Here is a 23,630-nt window from a genome sequence, read left to right as displayed (position 1 = left end):
TATTATTTGAACCAAGCCGCATCGGTGTAGCCATCCCAACTCATGATGATTTCACGCGTACCGAAATATTGGTCATACTGTTCCTTACTAAGTTGCAATACCGTATTGCTCACCGCCATCGGAATGGATTGGTAAATATCGGAACCCGATTCCGTCTTGCAGTTGTATAGTTTACAACCGGTAGCAACAGTAGGTACAGCCGGAGTCAGCGGTTTATTCTCGCCTACAAAGTTGGGCCCATACACATCGGCAAACGTACAATTCAAGAAGGTCAGGTTGTCCGGCTCGAACTGATAAATCAAAGTAGAGTTAGTAACGCCTTCGCCTACCGTGAAACGGCTGTTCAGGAATACATATCCCAAGTAACCCGCCCTGACCCGCGCTTGCATTACAGCACGTGTGCCGGTAGGTGCATGGATCTGACAATCTTCAAACAGTACCACCTTACCCGACCCCCAGATGAAATCGGTAGCTCCGGCTATGAAACAATTTTTGAACCAGTTGTAACCGCCACCCGGAAGCAAAGTATCTTGGAAACTCAAAACACGGCAATTGATGAAAGCTGCCGATTTGTTGTTAATATAGAGCGCCTCGGCCTGGCCATTTTTGCCCAGCGTCCAACCGTAAGCATTCTCTATCGTCACATTTTCAAAGCGGATTTTATCACTGTTGCCATCCAGTATCACCACCGAACGCCCTCCGGAAGAAGGTACAATAGTGCCCGCAGGAGCAAACTGATCGATATTGGTTCCACCACCTATACCACCGTTAATATCATTGCTGTTATCATATTGAATATTGACAGCCGTATTATCACTGGCATTTCCTTTTACGGTGATATTGCTTTGATCGCGCAAGTAGATAATCTCCTGATAGATACCGTCATCCATCCGGAAAGTCTTGGCAGCATTCAAATCGACATGTGCCGCACAGAAATCAATAGCACCTTGCAAAGTATAAAAGTCAGCATTAGGGTCGGTGTGACTAATCTTCACCTCATAGTTCGGTCCGTTCAATGCTGGTGTCGGCTTCGTCTTGAATGTCCATGCACGACCATATACTCCCTTGAAGTCTGTTTGCTTCACAGCTGCCTGTTCGATGGTTACATAATATTCGGTGTCGGGCTGCAAACGCTGTTGATGAGGTTTGATAATGAAACTCTTACCTTCCACCCGTGCCGGATAATAATTGACGATACGACGACTGACGGAAGAACCGGTAGGCGTAACGCCGATAATATCCATCCACGTATTCAGTTGGGTCTGACCGTCTACAATAGACTGTCTGCGCTCTGCCATATTAATTTCGTCTACCTGTTTATGATCGCTCATACGATAGATACGGATGTAGCCACTCGTGCCAAGTTCGGGTGCAGTGCCTTCAAAGGTTATTTTCAGTTCGGTATCTGCTAGTGCTTGCTGCGTGCCGTCGGCAGGTGTGAAGGCATATCCTGATACAGGAGTCTTGTCACCTTCGGCCGTTCCGTCCTCACTGCTTCCGTCTTCCCAGGGAGCTGATGAGTTTCCACCTTCCACATTTTCAAGACGTCCCATCTCTACAAAGCCGCTGTCGTCTATGTAGAGTGCGAATGTGTAGCTATAACTTTTGTGGAATTGCGGCAAAGCAATGTCCAAATTAGTAAATATCCACTCTTTCTCTCTATCGTCCAATACGAAAGACACTTTATAGCTGTCTGTCAATGCCGATGGAAGAATGATAGCTTCGTAGAATCCTGTTGTAGCATTGTGATAAGGGTTGATTGTAGCAACAGAGCTTTCGTCAACCGTCAGTACATCTGTTTGTATATTGAATGAAGCGGCAGTTTGCATCCCCTCAATCCGTACATCACTTACTTCCAACGGTTCTTTTTCCATATTCACAAACTTCAGAATCACTTTTGCCAGACGATGGGTAAAGTTTAATGAGATATGGGGTTCGTTCTCCGGAGAGTAGGTGTATTCTTCTTTCGTGGCAGCATATAGTAAGTCGCACGCCGTACTTCCTCTTTCTTGAGCGGCCAGTTGCACGGGATAATTAAAATTACGTACATCGGCATTATACGGATAGTATGCCACAAACTTCACCGGTGTTCCATCATTTTGCACTTTCAGCGGTGTAGTGGAAGTGAAAGAAACCGACGCACCCTCTTCCGAGCAGACATAAGGTACATTCGCTGCTTCTGTGACAGGTTCAAGAGTCTTCATATCCAATACGTATGTTCCGATCTTATCTCCGTCATTCCATGACGATCCGTCTTGGGTGACACGGGTTGAGAAACCTGTGAGGTCTACACCGAAGGTAACCTCTCCCGCAGTAGTAGGTTGTTTTGTACCTGAATCTTGCTCATCATCCGAACAAGAGAGGCAAAACAAACCACCTAACAAGGGATATAATAATGAATGAAATAATTTCATAACTGTAATGTTTAATCAGTATTACAAGAGTAATTCAATGGTTATTTTACATTCTTATACCAACGCGGGTCACCTACTTGAGCATCAATTCTCAGTTTGAAGTTGCCGTTTCCTGCATCTTCAAACAGTTCGGTAACTGTTTTGGACGTATCTATCCAGGCATTAGGAAAAGTATTGGTATCAATTGCTTTTCCATGTACATTCAATACAGGCATCTGTCCGGCTTCGGTAGCTGCCGCTGCATAGTTACCGGAGAATTCCCGTACATCCATTTTATAGCCTATGTTAGGGTTACTTGTAACGAAGCAGGCCGAAATATTATTCTTATAATAGAGATTACCATTCGCATATCGGCTTTCAAATGGAGTCTTTGCCATATCTGCCAATGTGCAATTTTCGACAGTGATAACTACACTATTGGCATCTTTCACGTAAATGACGCGTTCTGTCATTTTATAAAGTGTAGAGTTAGTGATAGTGATTGCTTTAGAACCATAATAGTTGAAGACATTTTGCATATTGGCAAACAGACAATCATCGATCACTACAGCAGAAAGTAAGTTTTGTGCCCCGTTATCTCCGGTTGACCAGTCACAAACAGTCTTCATGTTACTAAAGTTACACTTCTTGAAATCTACCACAGCATCAGTAGCGAGTTGGGCAGTTTCATTGTTAGTCAGCAGAGCGGTTGAGTTATCACCTGTAATATCTAAGTTATTCAATGCTATCTTTTGAAGACTGGTATATTGTATCTGTTTCAGATTCATCTTCACTTGTTTTTCTGTATCACCAATCAGTAACAACTCTGTTACAGCTTCGGGCACTACCATTGCATCGCTAAAGGTATAACCTTCTGCATTGGCAGCAAATACTAACGCAACTTTACCGGAAGCACCGGACAATATTGTCGACAGGTTTGTTTCTGCATTAATCGCTTTTTGAGCATAATCAGCAGGAATTGCTTCATTCTCTGAAACTTTATCACCGTCGCCATCCTCGCTGCCACCATCACCCCAAGGTGTGTTGCTGCCGGAACCACCGCCTATTTCTCCGCTAGTCTCTTTTCCTACATTGATATTGAAGGTATACTCATAGCCTGCAACAAACTTATCTATCTTGCTGCCTTCAGGCACTGTGTACTGATACTTACCACCGTCTGCCATGATAGTGAGCGACATTTTATTTATCAACTCTTCAGCAGGCAACATGATACCAATAAAAGATTTATCTCCTGTTTTCTGCAGGGAAATAGACTTCTGCGTATCCATGTTAGTCAATTTCCCGTCTATCAGGCTGAAAGTAGCTGTGGTATTCATCCCCCCTACCGTTATACTTGTCACATTCGACACGTTTTCATTCGTAATCTTAACACGTAGAAGCACTAACTTATGATGGAAAGTGAATGCCAATCCACCTGCCAACAATGATTCCGTTGACTGGTTGGCAGCCTTTGCCCACATTAAATCGTGGGCAGAGATACCGTCAGACTGATCGCTTACATCTACTTTATAAAGTGCTGCTGTGGCATCAATAACATCTGCAGATGTAGTATGCGGATAATAGGCTACGAAATTCGTAGGCATATCATAGATTGCTATTCCGGGATCGGACGAGAAGTTCGCCGTAAGCCCCTCGCCAATCGTCGTATATTTCACGTTAAGGGCATCGTTCAACACATTCTTATCTTCCGTATCGAACATATATATACCAATAGCATCACCGTTCTCCCATTCACTGGTTTCGCTATTCAATCGTGTAGTGAAACGGTCGTTGCCCGAACTGATAGTGCGAAGCATTCTTTGACCATCGCCATCAGTAAGAGAATTTTCATTAACTTCACTACAAGCTACTGCCAACGTTCCGGCAACCGCTAAGAAAAATAAATGTTTCAGATTCATAATATTATATTTTAATTTATTCTTAATCATGTAAGTTCATATTCTCAATTTAAATTTAAGGCAACCAACGAGTATCACCGGCACGGTTGCTTACAATCGGAGAAGAGGTATCCTTAATCGTCAAGTCTCCATTAGCCGGATCGGCAAACAGTTCGACTGCCGTAATTTTCAAATCGGTCGCATTCATATTCTTACCTCCCAATGTATAGTCTGCGGTGGTATAGTTATTAGAGAATGTAGTAGTAGTGTTAGCACCGATAGCAAACAAGTCACCGCAAGGGGATGCCAACAAGATACCTTCCATTACCAATTTAGAACCTACGGCAGATTCAATGTTAATCAGACGTTGATTACGGCTGTAGTTGTAAATAGTTACATTCTTATATTCCAGGTCGATAGGTTTATCCATATAAGGAGCATAGAAAAGGTTACCCCAGCCATAACCATTGGTTCCATCATTGTCGTTGCTAAATGTACAGTTGCGGAAGATTGCACGGTCTACCTGGTCATAAGAAACTCCGTTATCTTTGTCGAAAGACTGAAGATTAAATGCACCATAAGCACTTGTTTGCCATCCACAACCTTCGAAACGGCATCCTTCCATTTCCAGATTCATAATGTACTTGGCATTAGCGGACTGATGGCGCCAGAAACCTCGGCGAAGACTTATGAAATCGCAATTTACAAAGCTGACATTCTCTATTGTGTATGCCTTGCTGGTATTCATAAAGTAGTTATTGTTTGCTTCATGACGGAATTCAATATTATCAAACTCCAGACTGGAGAGGTAAGAACCCTCTGCAATACTCCAACTACCTTCCAAAACAACAATAGGTTTAACTCCATCACGACTACCGGCCAAACGGAAGCCTTTCATCAAAGCGAACGGAGTGACGCGGTAAGAAGAACCTGCAGGCAAATAGTATTCTGTACCTTCGGGCACTTCAGGATCAACATCGTTGTTCAGCAACATCGCAGATAAATCGTCATCCAAGCCTACCGGTATGGACATAGCCGACGGGCCTGCCGTACGGAACGTTACCTGATTATAAGGTTTGTCATATTTACGCGGTTTACTGGTATCATACAGGTTGACAGCATACAGTGTATTCTTCGTTAAACCATCCACCTCGGCAAATCCCTGCATCATTTCTTCAATGGTCAGATAGCGGCTAATACCAGGCAGTGTCGTATTCATCATAGGGATAATGCTTATACTATCCACCGGATTCTGTTTATTGTCTTTCTTCCAGCGAATGATAGCCGATGATTCCGTAATTTCGGTTTTGGAAACATCTTCCACCAGTTGGGCATATTCCGGACGAGCTTCAGTAGAGGCACTGGTGTATTTCCATTGCGAGTTGTTGGTAGCGTTGGCAGCATTACTGCGTACACGAATATAGAAAGTAGTTCCGTAAGGAATATCATCGATAAACACATAAGGATCAGTGGTTTCTATCTCCATAAACAAGCTGGTATAATATTGATCCTGATGTAGTTGTACCGTATAAGAGATAGCATCGTTCACTTTATACCATACCAATGTCACAGAGTTTGCTTTCACCTCCGGTTTCTCCAATACAAACCGGGGCTGGAACAGGTCGTCCACTTTCGTATATTTATCATCTGCCTCGCAGCCTATGAACAGGGTGCCGCAAAGGAGTGCGGGCAGCATAGCCGTTGCAAGTTTTCGTAATAACTTTATCATAACGTTTGTCTTTTTACTGATTAGTATCCATAATAGTTCCGAATCAATCCGCGATGGTCTGTTATAACCTTTGCAGGATAAGGACACAGGTATCTCACAGGATCGGTAGGTTTCACTAATTGATCGTTGTTCTTGTTGATAAATCCACGGAAACTCCATGAAATAGCATCCAACGTTTCATAAAGCTGTGTTTCTTTGTTCAACACTCTCCATCCCAACGCATACTCCAATACTGTGTAACCGGCAGGGCGACCTACACCGGGACCATATTCGTCAATACCTACAATGTCTAATACCTTTCTATCAGAATGTTCAGGGTCCGTCACTTGCTTGTAATAGATATTAGACGGTACTTTCTCAATGCCTGGTACGTAAGCTCCGTTAGCTACCAATCCCCAATTAGTCATCTCGTTATAAAGATTGTAGATAACTTCACCATATTTATTCCAACGCGCAAGATCGTATTTACGAATACCTTCACCACCAAACTCCCATTTACGCTCATCCATGACTGCTTGGAAGAAATCTGCTTCATTAGTCAGGCTCTCTACATAACTTTCTACTTTATCCGTCCATTGAGCCGCATCGAAAGCACGGCGGCGAACACGCTTCAGTGCTTCTTTGGCATCGTCACGCGGTCCGTAAAGTTCATTGACTGCTTCAGCATACATCAGCAAAACATCTGCAAAACGCATACGTACACTGTTGATACCTGTATTAGAACCACTGGAAGCACCCAGCGGAGACTGCATATAGAGTTTGGACCATTTACCAACACCCATACCAGTCACTCCCATATCAATCTCCTGATTCAGGTCTTTATCATATTTATAAGGTACACAAGTCATATCACGACGCAAATCATCCTTATCAAACGAATAAACATACGTACCGCAGAAAGTTACATAGTTGCGGGCGCTGCCATAAGAGTGCTTACCTTCTGCAATAGTAACACCGATATTATAGCCATAACGACTGGTGACACTTTTCAGCATCGGAACAGCGAACATGACATCATCGTTGTTGGCAGTCTTCCAGTTACATTCATTTACCCACAAGTTTTCAAAACTTTGAGTCAAGTCGTGTTTGCTTTCTTTGATTACCTTCCCCAGATAAGTGATGGCAATCTCATAATAATGTTCAAAGTTATCACCTCGTTCCATGTAACCTACGTGAGTCACATCTTCTTTGTCGGCACGAAGAGTCCAACCACCCCGATAGAGAGCCAACTGTCCGATAAGCGACTGGCAATATTCGCGTGAAGCACGTTCTACGCCATAATCCAAATCGACTGCATATTTCATCATCGGTTCTACAGCTATCAAGTCATCAATCAGATATTCCAGAATGACATTGCGGTCGGTAGTACCCAGACTGAAGAAGTCATCGGTCGCTTCCGTTGGTTTGATAATAAACACTACATCTCCCCATGTACGGATCAAGTCCAGATAGAGCATGGCACGAAGAGTTTTCACTTCTCCATACATCTGTTGTGTTTCGGAAGGAGTATCACCTGTTACTTTATCGGAAAACAATGGTGACTCCTGCACAGCCTGCAAAAAGTCGTTGGCATAATTGATAGCATAATAGATATTGTTCCAAGTAGCGTTCAATACCGACCAGGTGGGACGGGAATCAAAGCAGCCTATATCCGAGCCATTGGTACTGACAGTGTTGTTCTTGAACGAACTCATTTCCACATCGGTATTCGTATTCAAACCGCTGGCAAGGTTACTTCCGTACAATCCGTCTTCCGTCATGGAAGAGTAGATACGGGTCATCAACGCTTTCATCTCCGATTCGCTGGAAAATATGTACTCGGGAGTAAAGCCGGAGGCGGGCTGCACATCAAGAAAATCATCGCAAGACGTCAAAGTGAACATAGTTCCGGCAATGAGTGAGTATATTAGTTTCTTATTCATTGTTCTTTCATTTTATAGATTTCAATTAAAAAATCAACTGTGCACCAAATGTATAGGTACGGCTACGCGGATAACGGTTATAATCAATGTTCGGTGTCAAACCGGTAGCGATGTTCACCTCCGGATCATAACCACTATATCCGGTAAGGGTAAACAGATTATTGCCCGATACATAGAAACGCACTTTACTCAAACCGACTTTCTTCGTCCACACACTTGGTAAGGTGTAACCGAGGGTAGCTGAATTAAGACGCAGGAATGAACCGTCTTCCACGGCATACGACATACAGATGGGGCGTCCGATGGAAGTGGGATTCCACATGGTAGCATTCTTATTGAATTCTGCCAGTACTTCCGGACTGTAACGGATCTCATTACCCATGTCGTCGAAGTTACGCCAGCGTTTATCTGAAGCGATGTCCATCAGGAAGTTGTTCTCTTTATTGTCCGCCCAAGTGGTCAGCATAATTTTGTTGGCATTCAGTACATCAAAATCATACATAAAGTTGAAGAACATACTCATATCAAATCCTTTATAAGTAGCATTCAGACCAAAACCTCCCGAGAATTTCGGAGTAGTGTTGCCAATAACAGTACGGTCGGCTTCTGTCAGCTGATAAGGATTGGTGCTGTTGGGATCTACCGGAGTGAGTTTCTTGAACTTGGCATTACCGGGACGCGGAGTGTCGGACAATGGGCTTGAATCTACCACTCCTTCTTTCAGTTTCCATGTTCTGGATTTGGAGTCGAAAGATTCAAAATCGGCTACGGTATAGAATCCATCATTGACATAACCGTAAATCAAACCACTGGTACCACCCACATAGGCACGATAATCATCAGAGTTCACGACGTCATTTCTCCAGGCCGAAGTGAGAATCCATTCTTTTTCACCACTTGCCAGTTTATCAATCTTGTTTTTATTATGACCGATATTGAATGTGGCGTTCAGTGAGAAGTCTTTCGTTTCTATCAGCCAGGCATTCAGTTGAAGTTCTATACCCCGATTGGATGTCTGTCCCACATTGGTCATCAGTTTAGTGTAGCCTGTGTAACCTGGAATATCCGAAGGCACCAGCAAATCTTTGACTGTATTCCAGTACACATCAATCGTACCGCTAAGGCGTTCTTTAAAGAAACCGAAGTCAATACCAATGTTACGTGTGATGGTGGTTTCCCATTTCACATCAGGATTGTACACATATTTAGAGTTATAGAAGTTATAGTAATAGTGGCTGACTTCTCCCCATCCGGCAGGACGGGAACTGCTTACCCCATACAATTTCTGATAAAGGTCGGCATCGATACGGTCGTTACCGGAAGAACCGTAGCTTAATCTCAACTTTAAGTTGGATACGACCTGATTATCTTTCAAAAAGTCTTCGTTAGAGATACGCCATGCCAACGCTCCTGCCGGGAAGAATCCCCAACGGTTACCTTTGGCAAACTTGGAAGAACCATCGGCACGCAGCGTTACCGTAGCGAGGTATTTATCATTATAGCCATAGTTGATACGGCCAAAGAATGAAGAAATACGAGAGGGAGAGGCCGCTGACGAGGAGTTCTCGTAAGGAGTACCCAGCGACAAATTATCAAAGACCTTTTCTGCCGTGATATTTTCCGGAAAAAAACGAGTAGAGTAAGTTTTGGTAGTAGTCTGGTTATGCTTGATTTCCTGTCCCAACATCAGACGGATATCATGTGCTTCTTTTAGCATAAAGTTGTAGTTCCACACGTTGGTAAGCTGCCACTTGGTACCTTGTTTCATGCTCCATTCCGCCACCGGCTGGTTATTGTTGCTACGAGCTTTACTGGTCTCCATACCCCAGAAACGGCGTTGTTCTTCAGAGTTATTCTCGAAACCAAATTCACTACGGAAAGTCATACCCTTCATAATATCCCAGGTCACGGCTCCCATCGTATTGAGCGACTTGTTGATTCTCTTTTTATAATTTCTTTTCGATTCTTCTTTGGGATCAAAAAGAGTTTCCTCTTCCAGTTGATCGGGATCGAAATACGTATCGTCTTCGGGAAGTTTCATATATTCATCCAGACCCTTAGTCGGTTTTTCACGCAAAGCAGTCAACAAACTAACGCCTTCCGTACCGGATCCATCTACTTCCTTATGCAACAAACGCGTGCGGTATTCCAACGTCAGGAATTTAAAAGGTTTGAAGTTGAAAGAAGCGTTCATATTGTTTTGTTTCAGTCCGTTGCCTACCATCACACTCGGTTGGTCCTGATGGATAAAGGATAGTTTATATTTGGCTTTCTCCGTACCGCCATTCACACTAAGGTCTACATATTTGGCCACCGGATTGGAACCGAACACCTCGTCCTGCCAGTCAGTTCCGGCATTTCCCTGATAGATGTAGTGTTCGTAAGCATGTCCATACTTATTATTAAAAGCTGTAGGATTAGAGCTTTTCTGACGCGCATTTTCATATTGCATCAATACAAATTCGTAAGGGTCCATCACATCCAGTTTGTTGGAAAGTTCTTTGGTCTGCACATAAGTGTTCAGGCTAATGACAACCCGTCCTTCAACAGGACGTTTGGTTGTCACCAAGATTACACCGTTGGCACCACGCGCACCATAGATAGCTGTGGAAGCCGCATCTTTCAAGACCTCGATAGATTCAATATCGGTAGGTGGAACATCGTTCAGACTGCTTACTTCAAATCCGTCCAATATGATAAGCGGACTGTTATCTTGTGTAATAGAACCGCCACCACGTACCAAAATCTTAATTTCAGCATCCGGCGAACCGTCTACAGCTGTCACCTGCACACCCGGCAGTTTACCGACGATGGCTTCAGCAGCAGAAGTGGTCTGTACTTTCTCCAATATCTTGCCGGATACGCTGGCGATAGAACCGGTCAGGTTACCTCTTTTCTGCGTACCATAGCCGATTACGACTACGTCGTCCAACATTCCGACAGCTTCTTTCATGTGGATATTAATGTTCGAGGTACGTCCTTTCAACGGTTCTTTTGCTTCTTCCATACCTACATAGCGAACTATCAACACGGCCTTGGCTACATTGGGCACACTGGTCAATGTAAATTTACCATCCAAATCGGTCGTTGCACCTATTGAAGTGCCTTGCACCGTTACTGTGGCACCAATTACCGGCCCCATATCGTCGGTCACCGTACCGGTCACGGTAGCAGTCTGTGCCATAGCACCCACTGCTACCCACAGCAGGATAAATATGCTTATGATTATTTTATTCATCATTCTATGCTTTTATTGTAAATAGATTTATTTGCTCCACACCTTTATTTCTTTTCCATTACTATTCCGCCTTGGTTCTGATAATAGATAATGTGCTGAACCAGGTTGTGGAAATAAACTTCGATGTTCGGATAGCGTCCGTTAGGATCAACCGACGAACTGATTTTTTGTGCATCACTCGGATCGTTAGGATTCAACCCGTAAGCTTCTTCCCAAATATCAGGAATTCCATCACCATCCGTATCAGGCCAAGGATTCAACGACTTCACCTTAATGTAACCTTCAGTATCTGATACTGTATCAATGATACCGGGTTGCTTGGCTTTGCCGTCTTCTTCGGGTTTGGAACCGATATAGGTGTAAGTACCATTCTTTACTTCGCGAACGATACGCTGATCTATCACATCTCTACGCAAAGAAGCTCCGGCATATTCCAATACTTTATCGTAAGCTTGTTCAGCCGTGTGACTGGTCAGTTTGCTGAAAGGTTGGTAATCTGCCATCTTCATAGCTTGCTTTTCTGCTTCAGGAACCGTACCCAGTGAAGAATCGAATTGTCCCCAAACACCCTCTGTCCAGTTATCAGCCGTGACACCTGTGTTACCTAACACATAATTGCCATTGATATAAGCTCTGGCAGTAGGATCACTTGACAGGATACGGTAAGAACGGTTGTTTGTTCCGGTAGCTGGCCCCGGTTTATAATAGCAGTTGGTCAGGTTGAAAGCAGCATACTTTCCGCCATAACTGCCTTGTCCTCTTCCACTCCAGTTGTAGTAGACATTATTCCTCACATCGAAATATCCGGTAAAGTCATAAGATTCTTGTGTACCGGGAGCAGACAAATCGGAGATACGCGGGCAGCGGCTACCGTGGTGTGCTAACAGTATGTGGTGGAAAGAAGCATTATCTCCACTAAACATAGCACCATAACCATGAGCACCCTTGGCATGGTTAGACAGGTTCATACTTTCAGAAGCGATACACCATTGTGCCGTGAAGTTCTGTACGCCATAGAAAGTCAGTGTTTCATCCACACTCCATCCGGCTGTAATATGGTCGATAATGGCATCTTTGAAATAGCGTCCGCCAATCGCATCTTCTCCATAATCGGCAAACTGATCGCCCGGACGGCAACGCAAGAAACGAACAATAGCATTCAGACTGCCACCTGCACCAATAGCCGGATCTTTCGACAGGTTAAAGGTGAAGTTGTAATTCTTCAATGTGATACCGTCGCCCGGTGCGGTCTGACCAATGATACTCAAATTAGGATATTCATTCAGATACAGCCCTCTTTTCAGTTCGATGATACCGGATACATCAAAAATGATGGTGCGTGGTTGGTTGGATTTCTCAATTCCGTAGCGTAAACTGCCCTCAATAGGGGTTTCGTTTTTGTTATAATCTGCCAGCGTGGTCACACGATAGATTTCGCCGCCACGACCACCGGTAGTAAAACGACCGCCACCTTCGGCACCCGGGAAAGCGAGTATAGAAGTAGAATGATCGTCACCGATGCTTGTATCGGGTTTACCATATTGGAAGATGGTAATTACTTTATCCAACATCTCTACCGTTGCTGTACGTGGAAAGACTGTTTCATTATTTTCGATATTCAATACGACTTCATTGGCAGTAGAGTTTTTCTTATCCTGCGTAATCCAACTCTCGGATATTACAGCATCGTAATCTACCGGGTTTTCTCCTTGCGGAGCCGAGATAACCAGTTTAGGACATTTATAAGGAATGATATACTCATCCTGTTCTATCGTCACCTCACCGCTTACACCGTCTTGTGTCACTTTCAGGACACGCTGCAATGTATAATCTCCTACGGATTTGAATATCAGGACGGCTGTTCTGGTTTTGTTTGCATTTGCATCTACGGCAAATGTTACTTCATCCGTCACAAAACTGCGGGTTCTGGGAGTTGCTTCCTTCAACTTGATCCAGTCGTACTCTGCTGCTATCTCCAGTTCCCATTCCACATTTGCCACTACTTTGCAGGTGAATGTACCTCCCCGGAATGACAAAGGGGCTGATGAATAATCAAACAAAATATCGGGATCGGCCCCCAGTTGCTCTACGCTAATCTCTTGTTCCAATGTCGAGCCTGCACCCGACATTGATACTTTTACTGTTCCGGTGCGCTTGGGGCCGTCTGTATTCTCGGTAAAAAACAAACGGAGATCACCATTCCCCTCTCCGGAGCTTTTTGATATAGTCAACCAGTCGCCTGTCGAGGTCACTTCGGCAGTCCATGTAGAGGTAGCCGTTACGTTGATTGTAAACGAACCGTCTACGTTACTCAACTTCACCTCATTCTTCGACACCTCCAGTTTGGCAGCTGTTGCACCCGCATTAGATTCGTCGTCCGAACTACATGCGCTCAACAATCCTACCAATAATATGAATAGAAAATATCTCATGTTTTATATCTTTATATTGTTAATACTCTATTGATTATTTAATCCAATGCGGATCACCAATTCCATTTGTATATACTTCGGAGTTTTTATCGGTAATAGTGAAATCTCTACCAGCCACATCTTTGAAGAGTGTTTCCATAGGGAGAGCTGTTTCTACCGGTATTTCAGCAGTATCAACTCCCCAGTTAGCCACTACAAAGCCATTGGTGCGATAGTTATTCTCGAAAGTCTTGCTTGTGACGTTTCTTGTAGTGAACCAAGTTCCCTGTCCGACTTCACAAACACCACTAAAGAGATTATTACGGACAACTAAGTGGAATGAAGAGGTATTCTTCGGGTTTAAGTCGAAGAAGGTCATTGCAGCAGGAGCCATACTCACAAATGTACAATTCTCTATTGTCACATTCAATTCGCCTGTCATACTACCCAAACCGGTTATCAAAGCTCTTGTCAGATTGTTGGCATGGAACGTAGAGTTCTTGAACACAAAGTTGTGTACCGGCGCGTCCTGCTTGGTAGAAAGACCGAACAGGCCACTTCCACCGGAATTCAAACCTAAGAAACGACAATTCTCAATCACAATATGATCGGCAATCTGTTTCTGTGCAGCATCTACTTCCTGATACCACATTGTACGTACCAAATCGCTGATTTCACAGTTCTTCCAAGAGATAGTAGATACATGGAAAGCTTGGTTTTTAAACTTAAAGAAATCGGAAGTTGTCACCTTTATTTTCAGATTCTCGAAGTGGAAGGCTTCAATAATGGCATCAGGACAGTTGATACTCATGTTGCCCATTTCCATAAATGCCAATTCTTCACCATCACCCGGTGCCTGTCCCATGATGTAGAGAGCTTTCGGTATTTCGGTCTGTGTACCTAATTTATAGGTAGCACCCGCTTTCAGGAAAAGTTTCACCTCATTTACAGAAGCATCCGCCAGCATTGATTTACAGATTGATTCAAGGTTCTCTTCCGGACTTACATATCTGTATCCGTCAGGAATTCTCATCGGAGCTTCCGGATTGATATCTTCTTCGTTCCATCCTTCCGAAGCAATTGTTACAGTGTAATCTTGTATGATCGGTTCATCTACGTTGTTCAGTGCAAACGCCACTTGTACCGTATCATCAGGCAAGATGGGGAATGTGCCATCGATAGCTTTAGATTGGACTACCGTATTATTCTTATCCAGATAGTCGATACGCACAGATACTGTTCCGCCTTCGCTTTGCGTTTGAAACAATACAAAGTCATCGGTGTAGTTCACTCCACCGGTTGTTGTCTCTTTCTCGCGTTGCACATCTGTCGGAGCTTTTACAAAAGTAGCATCCGATAGTTTATATCCTGATATTGGTGAAGAAACGACTGCGCGTAATTTCGAGTAGCTTTTATCCGATTTACGATCGGTAGACTTCAGACGAAGCACACCTGTACGATTGTACATACGCACACTAAGCGGTTCGTCGAACGGGGATTTATACGTCACCGGTGCCGAAATGGCATATTTTGTTTTAGCCGTCGGATCCTGATGTATCACAATATCATTCAGATTCTTCGGACTGGGAATAGAATCGGATTGTGTGGTAGAAATAATGTTATAACTCCCATTGGGCAACTGAAAGCGATAAAGCGACGAATAGTTGGCTACATACTCACCATCGGCTGTATAGATAAACAGGGGTTTGTTAGAGGCACCTGTGTTCACCGCCCACGGTTCGTCATCCAGAAACAGTTGTATCTCTTTTACTACCGAAGTGGCATATCGTTCTTCTTCCGAACAAGCTGTTATTCCCAACAGGAGCATTATTCCCGTCAGTGAATAGAATATATTTCTCATATAACTCCTGTTTTAAAATTCTGAAACTTCTATTGTAAACGGTTGAGTGGATGTACTCTTATACATGACTGTGCGTACCGAAGGCCACGGCTCGTCCAAGTAATTCTCATCCGTAATTTTCATATGTACGGTAGAACGCTTGGAAGACTCAAAGCCTATACCGGTATCAAGAGGGCTGATGATGCGATTCACCTCCTCGCCTCCTTTCAGATATACCACATCTATAGATGTTCTGGAATCTCCATTCACTGTGGGAAATGAATAAACGGAAGCTCCAAAGCCGGTAGAAAGATTAGTGGAGATAGTCACATTTTCTGTAATACATTCTTTACTCTTTACTTTATAGCCTATTGCCACATTTGTAAAAGTGACATTCAACTGGTCAAAACGAGTGATAGCACTCAATTCCTCCTCCGTCTCTTTCGGCTGGAACACTGCTTGCCCGACTAAACGTTTCAATTCTACGTTGAGCGAACTGACCGAGTTATCTGAAGTAAAGCCTACGACATCCGAAATATAAACCGGCTTTTGAATATGAGCATCCTGATAAACTACCACTTTGGAAAGACTATCTGTATCCACCAGATGATCGGCATTTGCCACGATGAAGGTTTGCAGATTTTCTCCTAAAGGAAGGTCGACTTTTAAATCTCCATTATTTAAAGGGAGATTTTTTCCATATACCATGGAATCTTGCAGGTAGACATAAACACCGACCTCTGTAATTCCATGTTCAGCAAAAGTTTCAAGACTAGCCCTACTGAAAGAAACGCCAACCGGGTGGGTTTCGGGCACATTGGGAAGTTGTTCATTCGGTTTCCATTCATCATCCATTTGCTGTGAACAAGAAGAGCAAAGCAGAAATGACAGAAGAAATAAACTTGCTAGATGTTTCATAAATATTAGTTTATATATAATTTAAAGATATACAATTATTAAAAGAATAAAAATTCTATGCCCTTTTTCTTTAAAAGGCGGATTCAAGCCTAAGGAGGATTGGCTATTATAAGTGCTGGCTTCATGTTTCTCATTTGTTTAGATTTTCATTGTACATTAATGATGTTTTTCGCTAGAGTGATTTTTTTGTTCTTTCACCAGTGCAAAATTGAGGATTAAGCAAGAGAAGATAGAGTAAGATTTAGTAGAAAAGGAGTAAAAAACGGACTGGGGTAAAAAAGTGCCCCTCTGGTATAGCCATGCACAAAAAAGATATGCCCTTCAAATGTTATCATAAAACACCTGAAGGGCATATCATCTAAATTCTCCGCATTGAACGGGGAATTGCTGATTACCTATTTGTTCTGTGCATCGACTATATGTTGCACCAAACTATTCAAATATACCTCAAGATTCGTATATTGTCCATTCGGATCTTTCGTTTTTGTATTTCCATCTACGGGATTATTCGGATCAAGTCCGTTTTTTATTTCCCACTCATCAGGTATGCCATCACCGTCCGAATCTACCGGTGCCGAAAGACCTGCTATTGATAATTCCGGCCAGGGAGAATCGCCTGTGTCTTTGGGGCTATTGATAAATCCGGGTTTATTTCCTTCTCCGGTGAAAGTTGCCGTTCCTTTCCGGGTGTCGGAAATGATACGTTTGTCTACTTCATCACGATAATTACAGCAACCTGCATAATTCATCACCTGTTCATAAGCCTTGTCAGCCGAATAAGTAGTGATTACTCCAAAATCAAGAGGTTCTTTCAGACGGATAGATTCTTTGGCATCTTCTGTCCAGAGGAAATCTACTTTTTCATCATTCTTCAACTGGGCATAGACTCCGTCCGTCCAGTTATCGGCAGTAACTTTGTTGTTACCTTCTATCTTATTTCCATCAATATAGAAAGTTCCCCATTTCTGCAGGTAAGGTTGAAAAGCCAAGTTCTTTTTGGGTTCTCCATCAACGTAAACATAAGCTTGCGGATAAACTCCGACTTTGGCAATACGATATTGCACCTGTTTGGAAGCCTGTTTTGTTGCCGGTCCCGGTTTATAATAGTTATTGACGATATTGACATGCTGATCTTCCCCGCCATAGCAGCCGTTTCCAGCCCAGTTGTAGAAAACATTATTCCGGATATCAACACATTCGCCAAGAGCTAATGTAGAAGGACGAGGGCCCAGACGAGGCACGCGACTCTCACAGTGAGCGATCAGGTTATGGTGATAAGAAGCTTTATGTCCTCCCCAATTGCCTCCATATCCATGTGCCCCTTTTACATGAGTCGCTTTTCTTAATGCTTCAGAGCCAATACACCATTGTACCGTAGAGTTTTCCATACCATAAACGGAAAGACATTCATCTACACTCCAACTGACAGAGCAATGGTCTACCATAATATCTTTCTTATCACAGCCGCCCAACCCATCGGGTTCTTTCCCACTGGCTTCTCCGGGGCGGAAACGAAGAAAACGGATAATTACATTATTAGAATTAATAGAAAAGCCATAATCAGCCAGACAGATTCCTCCGGGAGAAGTCTGTCCTGCAATGGTGAGATGATCTTTCCCTGTTCGTAATTCCGATTTCAGATGAATCGTACCTGCCACATCAAAGACAATCGTTTTAGGTCCATTTTGTTTCAAAGCCCAACGTAAAGTCCCCTGCGAACCATCGTCTTCCAAAGAAGTCACATGATACACTTTACCACCACGGCCGCCTGTCGTGTATCTACCGTGTCCTTCAGCTCCGGGAAAAGAGATCACTCGATCTTCCCGGCCGCCTGTCTCCTGTTTTTCGGGTATGTCATAGGAAAAGGACATCATTCCTCCCGCAACCATTGCCAGCAGACAAACATAAACTAATTTTCTTTTCATTTCCTTATTCACATTATTAGATGATGGAAACAAAAGTAGTGGAAGCTTTTCATTCTGACATTCATTTTTTGACCGATATGGGGAAAAATCAGTTTTTATGATAAGATTGAACAAATTTTAGATCCCCAGCCGCTCTTTTAATAACCGGTAACCGGAAAGACTTACTTTAAGTTTCACGCCAGTCTTCAATAACAACTGATAAGTTTCTTTTCCAAAAAGCTCGACCCGCGAAATTTGTGTTACGTTGACAATCGTAGAACGATGCACACGCACAAAAGTATCAGGAGACAGATGGGTCTCAAAATATTTCATAGTTTGTTCTTTCAGATATTCTCCGGTAGGGGTTATCAACATTACATAATCTCCACAGGCTTGTATGTAGATCAGTTCGTCTGTCTTTACCAGATGAATGCGGGAACCGTCTTTCACCGTAATGCGATCTATTAATTCTGTCTGTGGTTCTCCTTGTTGTTCGGTCACAGTTAGCTGATGTGCAGCCAATTCTTTATCCAGTTCCTGATTCTGTACTTCTTCTTTAGTTACAATCAGGCGATACCATAAAGTAATGGCAATCAAGGTTGGCAGTCCGAACAATAACCGGAAAGGTATGGTCTGCGCAAAAGGAATATAGGATATGCCTACAATCCTCACCATGATATCACAGATCATAAAACTACCCGCCAGCCATAACAGGCTTCCAACGATTATCATGATTATATCCGTCTGGAACAACGAAACAAGACCGACCACAAACCAGGCCAAATAGGCTATGGCTGCCAGCCAACCAATTGTTGCCACTCCATCTACCAGAGCAGGAAGATAGTCGTTTCCGGTATATCCACAGACTAAAACCACCTGTGTCGCAACCAGAATCAACGCCAGCACCAGCATCGGAATCCAGCGGAATGGATAATCTATTATCGGATGTGGTTTCATACGCTAGTCTTTAACTTCCAAGCCTCCGAAAGAAAGCGTTCCACGAATGACCAATATATTCTCCTTGTTTACATTCCCATTTTGCCAGCGTTTGTCATCACATCCTCCAAAGAAAGCATTGCATTTGAAGACGACTGTCCAATCCGACGGGACATAAATCTCGACTCCTCCCCAACTGCAATCCAAATCAATATAGGTTTCTCCCGGTGCAATATGGGTATGGCGAAGATCAATAGTCGTCCCCCCGAAAGAGGTACGAATCATAGCTCCTTTAAACAACTCATCAAGTACTACGTGACGTGCAGCTCCCCAGACATTCTCCGAACGCAAAAAGCCATCTACTGATTCCGATTGTTGTTGCTCACTCTCAAAGTTCGTGCCGGGTCTACCCTGATGCATCTTCATCCATTGCCGACGATGTTCCATTGTATGCTGACGAGCCCATTGCGCCCTCTTATTTCTGCCGGGTTTGAAGATAAATAAAACACCTGCTATTATCAGAGCGAGGGGCCACACCATTGCCTGTGAATTTTCCGGTAACCAGGAAAGTCCTCCTATCAGAAAATAGACACCCGCCAGAAAAAGGATGATTCCACCGATGAAATGGCGGCGAATCATTGCATATATACCTAATAATATAAGGAGTGAATGCCAGGATACGATCAAATCAAATACTTCTGAAGTTATCCATCCCATATTACGGGCAAACAGTAGAATCCCGGAAAGGATAAAAAGCAAAGCTATCAGTATTTTACCGGAAAAGCCTGTAGCACGGGGAAAATTTTGTTTCTCTTCCATTGTTTCTATTATTAATTGATTAATGGTTCAAAGATACATCATTTCCCTATGCTTCCACAGGCTTTTCAGTTGATTTACGGTATAAATTCCGATGAATGCCGGATAAAAACCGGTGAAAAAATCAATTTATAAATCTCTGATTCGTATATTTGCCGGCCTTTAGAACACAAATAACACCCTTCAAAGCTAATAACTACACCTCGCAACAAACTAAAAAACAAAAAATACGAGGTGAAAAACAAATATTGCACATCACTATATCTTCATTCTCATACTTTTGTAGCGATGAATGAACTCTCATCGGGATTTTTTATGAAATATCAAACAACAACCATTAATTAATAAACATGCAAAGAATGTCTAACAAAGTGAAAAACATGCGCTCCTTATTGCTAATACTATTTTCAGCAATATCGCTTAGCGTATCTGCGCAAACGATTACCGTAAAAGGTAACGTGAAAGACACCAGCGGAGAGCCTGTTATTGGAGCCTCTGTTGTAGAAAAAGGTAATACTACCAATGGTACGATTACAGATTTAGATGGTAATTTTTCTATTAAAGTTGATGGCAAAAAAACATTGGTTATTTCATACATAGGTATGAAAACTCAAGAAGTAGCCGTTCAAGGTAGAAAAACAATTAATGTACAAATGGTCGACGACTCGAAAGCTTTGGACGAAGTCGTAGTAATTGGTTACGGTACGGTCAATAAAAGAGATTTAACCGGTTCTGTAGCCTCTGTTAGTGCCAAAGACTTAGCTGCTATACCAGTAGCAAGTGCATCTGAAGCCCTTACCGGTAAACTTGCCGGAGTTAGTGTTACTACTACTGAAGGTTCTCCCGATGCAGATATAAAGATCCGTGTTCGCGGTGGTGGTTCACTATCACAGGATAACTCTCCTTTATATATTGTAGACGGTTTCCCTGTTTCAAGCATTAGTGATATCGCTCCCTCGGAAATTCAAAGCATCGACGTATTGAAAGATGCTTCTTCCACAGCCATTTATGGTGCCCGTGGTGCAAATGGTGTAATCATCATTACTACCAAGAGCGGAAAAGAAGGTAAAACGCAAGTAGACTTCGGTGCTTCTTTCGGTTTTAAACAGGTAACCAAACTGACTGAAGTCTTGAGTCCTTACGATTTCGTTGCTTATCAGCGTGAAATCGGTTCTCTGGATTATGGAAACTTTGCCGATATGGATATTTGGCGTTCTATTGATGGTACCGATTACCAAGACGAGATGTTCGGACGTACTGGAAACCAGCAACAATATAACATTAATGTAAGTGGCGGAACCAAGCAAATGACTTATAGTGTCAGCTATGCCCATAATGAAGAAAAAAGTATCATGCTTAATTCCGGCTTCAAAAAAGACAATGTAAATGCAAAAATTAAATCAGAACTGAATAAATGGATGACACTGGACTTTAACGCCCGGTTAAGTTACTCTACCATTGACGGTTTAGGTGGTGGTGCTGATACCAATGAATCCAATGCTGCCAATTCAACTGTGGCTAATGCTACCGTATTCCGTCCGGTTGATTCACTTAAATACAGTGATGACGACGAAGAAAACAGTTCGGCACAACAGAAATCTCCATTGGAACGTCTGCTTGCAACGGATAAAACCCGCAATACTTTCAACCAGAACTACAATGTAGGTTTAAACTGGAAACCATTCAAGAACTGGACATTCCGTTCCGAATTCGGATATGGATGGAAGTTTGACGATACAGAACAGTATTGGGGAGTAGATGCAGTATCTAATTCTAAATATGGATATAACGGTCAGCCACAAGCCTACCTGTTGAGAGAAAAGACGATGAGCTGGCGTAATGCCAACACATTGACCTATGATAACAAAAAACTGTTCAAAGGTCGTGATAAACTCAATGTATTGATCGGACATGAAGTAAGCAGCAGCCAAAGGAAATCAATAGAAAATGTATCTGTAGCTTTCCCTGTTACTATGAATTTCGATGATATGAAAGCAAATATGGGTTCGGGCAAAGCTTTAGCCAACCAATCTACCATTGCTGCAAAAGAAAACATATTATCATTCTTTGGTCGTGTGAACTATACTATGATGGATAAATACTTGCTTGCTGTTACAGTACGTGCAGACGGTTCGAGCAAGTTCGGTTCCGGAAATCGTTGGGGTGTTTTCCCGTCAGCAGCTTTGGCATGGCGTATCTCTGACGAGGCTTTCATGAGTAACACTCAAGACTGGCTGTCAGCTTTGAAACTACGTTTAAGCTTCGGTACTGCCGGTAACAACCGTATCAATTCCGGTTTGCTTTCCACCACTTACTCTTTGGGAGGTAATGATGCACGCAATCCTTTCTTCAACGGAGAAAGCACTACCATGTTGGAACATGGAACGAACTTATACAACCCCGATTTGAAGTGGGAAACAACAGTCACCCGTAACATCGGTATTGACTATGGATTCTGGAACAATCGTATCTCCGGTGCTATCGACTTTTACTGGAATACAACCAGAGACTTATTGATGCGTACTGAAATTCCTTCTCTCTCCGGATATAACTATCAGTACAAGAACTTCGGACAGACATCCAATAAAGGTGTAGAATTGTCTGTTAGTGCTGTTTTATTTGATAAAAAGAATTTCTCTTTGAACTTCAATGCCAACATTGCTTACAACCGCAACCGCATTGATAAACTGAATACAGACTCTCCCTGGCAAAGTAGTAACTGGTCAGGTAGTACAATGGCCAAATACGAAGACTTCCGCGTAGAGAAAGGCGGACGTTTGGGTGAAGTTTGGGGATATAAGACAAACGGTTATTATACTGTATATGATCCTGTCACCAACCCTACCGGCGAACTGGTTTGGGCAGGTAGCGAATGGGGATTAAAAGACGGAATGCAAGATAACAGTCCTACTATCACCGGTGGTAAATACTATCCGGGTGGTTTGAAACTGGAATGTGATAAAGATGGTAACCCTCTCAAACAACGTTTGGGTAACACTATCGCTCCTACAACCGGAGGTTTTGGATTCGATGGTCGTGTAGGTAATTTCGATTTCAATGTATTCTTTAACTACTCTCTCGGAAATGTAATTGTCAATGGAACAAAACTGGCAGCTTCTTTCCGTTCAGGTTCAAGAACCGGTTATAACTTAAACAATGATTTCAGATTGTCTAACCGTTACACATGGATTGATCCGGAAACTGGTTTGAACCTGTCGTCCAGCTCTACAGATGTCCTCAATACCTATGGAGACATGACAACAGCAGGATTACGTCTGAATGAAATAAACGCTAACGCCAATATGTACAATCCGGCCAGCGCTACTACCATGCAGCTGACTGATTATGCAGTAGAAAAAGCCTCATTCCTGCGTTTGAATAACATTACTATCGGATACTCTCTTCCGAAAACAATTGTAAGGAGAGCGTTTATGCAGAATGTGAGAATCTATCTGACAGGATATAACCTGTTCTGTTGGACTAACTACAGCGGAGCAGACCCTGAAGTCGATACAAGCAGTAAGAAAAATGCGATGACTCCGGGTATAGATTACGCCGCTTATCCTAAGAGCCGCACATTTGTGGGTGGTATTAACGTTACATTCTAATTAAAACATTAAACAGA

General features: G+C 42.9%; 12 protein-coding genes. 1 reads left to right on the top strand and 11 read right to left on the bottom strand.

What is annotated here, in order from left to right; genetic code table 11:
* Window positions 1–2: 2 nt before the first annotated feature.
* The 11 genes from DXA54_RS19035 to DXA54_RS18985 form a co-directional block, all read right to left on the bottom strand.
* On the bottom strand, window positions 3–2,414 hold the full coding sequence (locus DXA54_RS19035) for a pectinesterase family protein (protein WP_120080393.1): 2,412 nt from the start codon (window positions 2,412–2,414) through the stop codon (window positions 3–5).
* Between the two features lie 41 nt (window positions 2,415–2,455).
* Complete coding sequence (locus DXA54_RS19030; RefSeq protein WP_004320964.1) at window positions 2,456–4,312, bottom strand: fimbrillin family protein; 1,857 nt, start codon at window positions 4,310–4,312, stop codon at window positions 2,456–2,458.
* A 55-nt stretch (window positions 4,313–4,367) separates the two neighbouring features.
* The gene (locus DXA54_RS19025) at window positions 4,368–6,020 is read right to left on the bottom strand and encodes a DUF5123 domain-containing protein (RefSeq protein ID WP_008777425.1); all 1,653 of its coding nucleotides are present in this window, start codon (window positions 6,018–6,020) and stop codon (window positions 4,368–4,370) included.
* Window positions 6,021–6,040: 20 nt separating this feature from the next.
* A complete protein-coding gene (locus DXA54_RS19020; RefSeq protein WP_004301526.1) occupies window positions 6,041–7,942 on the bottom strand; it encodes a RagB/SusD family nutrient uptake outer membrane protein in 1,902 nt (633 codons plus the stop codon).
* Between the two features lie 25 nt (window positions 7,943–7,967).
* Window positions 7,968–11,180: a SusC/RagA family TonB-linked outer membrane protein gene (locus tag DXA54_RS19015; RefSeq protein WP_120080391.1), complete on the bottom strand. Its 3,213-nt coding sequence runs from the start codon at window positions 11,178–11,180 to the stop codon at window positions 7,968–7,970.
* A gap of 44 nt (window positions 11,181–11,224) precedes the next feature.
* Window positions 11,225–13,612, bottom strand: coding sequence for a BACON domain-containing protein (locus DXA54_RS19010; RefSeq protein WP_032849848.1), 2,388 nt, complete (start codon window positions 13,610–13,612; stop codon window positions 11,225–11,227).
* 34 nt (window positions 13,613–13,646) lie between these two features.
* A complete protein-coding gene (locus DXA54_RS19005; RefSeq protein ID WP_008650719.1) occupies window positions 13,647–15,452 on the bottom strand; it encodes a DUF5123 domain-containing protein in 1,806 nt (601 codons plus the stop codon).
* A 12-nt stretch (window positions 15,453–15,464) separates the two neighbouring features.
* Window positions 15,465–16,349: a hypothetical protein gene (locus DXA54_RS19000; protein WP_032849846.1), complete on the bottom strand. Its 885-nt coding sequence runs from the start codon at window positions 16,347–16,349 to the stop codon at window positions 15,465–15,467.
* Window positions 16,350–16,744: 395 nt separating this feature from the next.
* Window positions 16,745–18,274: a pectate lyase gene (locus tag DXA54_RS18995; protein ID WP_004320967.1), complete on the bottom strand. Its 1,530-nt coding sequence runs from the start codon at window positions 18,272–18,274 to the stop codon at window positions 16,745–16,747.
* Window positions 18,275–18,391: 117 nt separating this feature from the next.
* Window positions 18,392–19,210, bottom strand: a complete 819-nt coding sequence (locus tag DXA54_RS18990; protein ID WP_004309417.1) for a LytTR family DNA-binding domain-containing protein — start codon at window positions 19,208–19,210, stop codon at window positions 18,392–18,394.
* Window positions 19,211–19,213: 3 nt separating this feature from the next.
* The gene (locus DXA54_RS18985) at window positions 19,214–20,008 is read right to left on the bottom strand and encodes a LiaF transmembrane domain-containing protein (RefSeq protein ID WP_120080389.1); all 795 of its coding nucleotides are present in this window, start codon (window positions 20,006–20,008) and stop codon (window positions 19,214–19,216) included.
* A gap of 347 nt (window positions 20,009–20,355) precedes the next feature.
* Between DXA54_RS18985 and DXA54_RS18980 the strand changes: the two genes are divergently transcribed.
* Window positions 20,356–23,613 carry a SusC/RagA family TonB-linked outer membrane protein gene (locus DXA54_RS18980; protein ID WP_004301515.1) on the top strand — a complete coding sequence of 1,086 codons (3,258 nt, stop codon included), beginning with the start codon at window positions 20,356–20,358 and terminating at the stop codon, window positions 23,611–23,613.
* Window positions 23,614–23,630 lie beyond the last annotated feature (17 nt).

The sequence above is a fragment of the Bacteroides sp. OF03-11BH genome, from assembly GCF_003604005.1.
GTDB classification, from domain to species: Bacteria; Bacteroidota; Bacteroidia; order Bacteroidales; family Bacteroidaceae; genus Bacteroides; species Bacteroides ovatus.
This window is presented reverse-complemented; position numbering and strand designations above follow the sequence as displayed.

What these genes read in the sequence shown, in the direction of transcription:
- DXA54_RS19035 (WP_120080393.1), bottom strand. Translation starts at nt 2,414, where the DNA reads ATGAAATTATTTCATTCATTATTATATCCCTTGTTAGGTGGTTTGTTT.
- DXA54_RS19030 (WP_004320964.1), bottom strand. Translation starts at nt 4,312, where the DNA reads ATGAATCTGAAACATTTATTTTTCTTAGCGGTTGCCGGAACGTTGGCA.
- DXA54_RS19025 (WP_008777425.1), bottom strand. Translation starts at nt 6,020, where the DNA reads ATGATAAAGTTATTACGAAAACTTGCAACGGCTATGCTGCCCGCACTC.
- DXA54_RS19020 (WP_004301526.1), bottom strand. Translation starts at nt 7,942, where the DNA reads ATGAATAAGAAACTAATATACTCACTCATTGCCGGAACTATGTTCACT.
- DXA54_RS19015 (WP_120080391.1), bottom strand. Translation starts at nt 11,180, where the DNA reads ATGAATAAAATAATCATAAGCATATTTATCCTGCTGTGGGTAGCAGTG.
- DXA54_RS19010 (WP_032849848.1), bottom strand. Translation starts at nt 13,612, where the DNA reads ATGAGATATTTTCTATTCATATTATTGGTAGGATTGTTGAGCGCATGT.
- DXA54_RS19005 (WP_008650719.1), bottom strand. Translation starts at nt 15,452, where the DNA reads ATGAGAAATATATTCTATTCACTGACGGGAATAATGCTCCTGTTGGGA.
- DXA54_RS19000 (WP_032849846.1), bottom strand. Translation starts at nt 16,349, where the DNA reads ATGAAACATCTAGCAAGTTTATTTCTTCTGTCATTTCTGCTTTGCTCT.
- DXA54_RS18995 (WP_004320967.1), bottom strand. Translation starts at nt 18,274, where the DNA reads ATGAAAAGAAAATTAGTTTATGTTTGTCTGCTGGCAATGGTTGCGGGA.
- DXA54_RS18990 (WP_004309417.1), bottom strand. Translation starts at nt 19,210, where the DNA reads ATGAAACCACATCCGATAATAGATTATCCATTCCGCTGGATTCCGATG.
- DXA54_RS18985 (WP_120080389.1), bottom strand. Translation starts at nt 20,008, where the DNA reads ATGGAAGAGAAACAAAATTTTCCCCGTGCTACAGGCTTTTCCGGTAAA.
- DXA54_RS18980 (WP_004301515.1), top strand. Translation starts at nt 20,356, where the DNA reads ATGCAAAGAATGTCTAACAAAGTGAAAAACATGCGCTCCTTATTGCTA.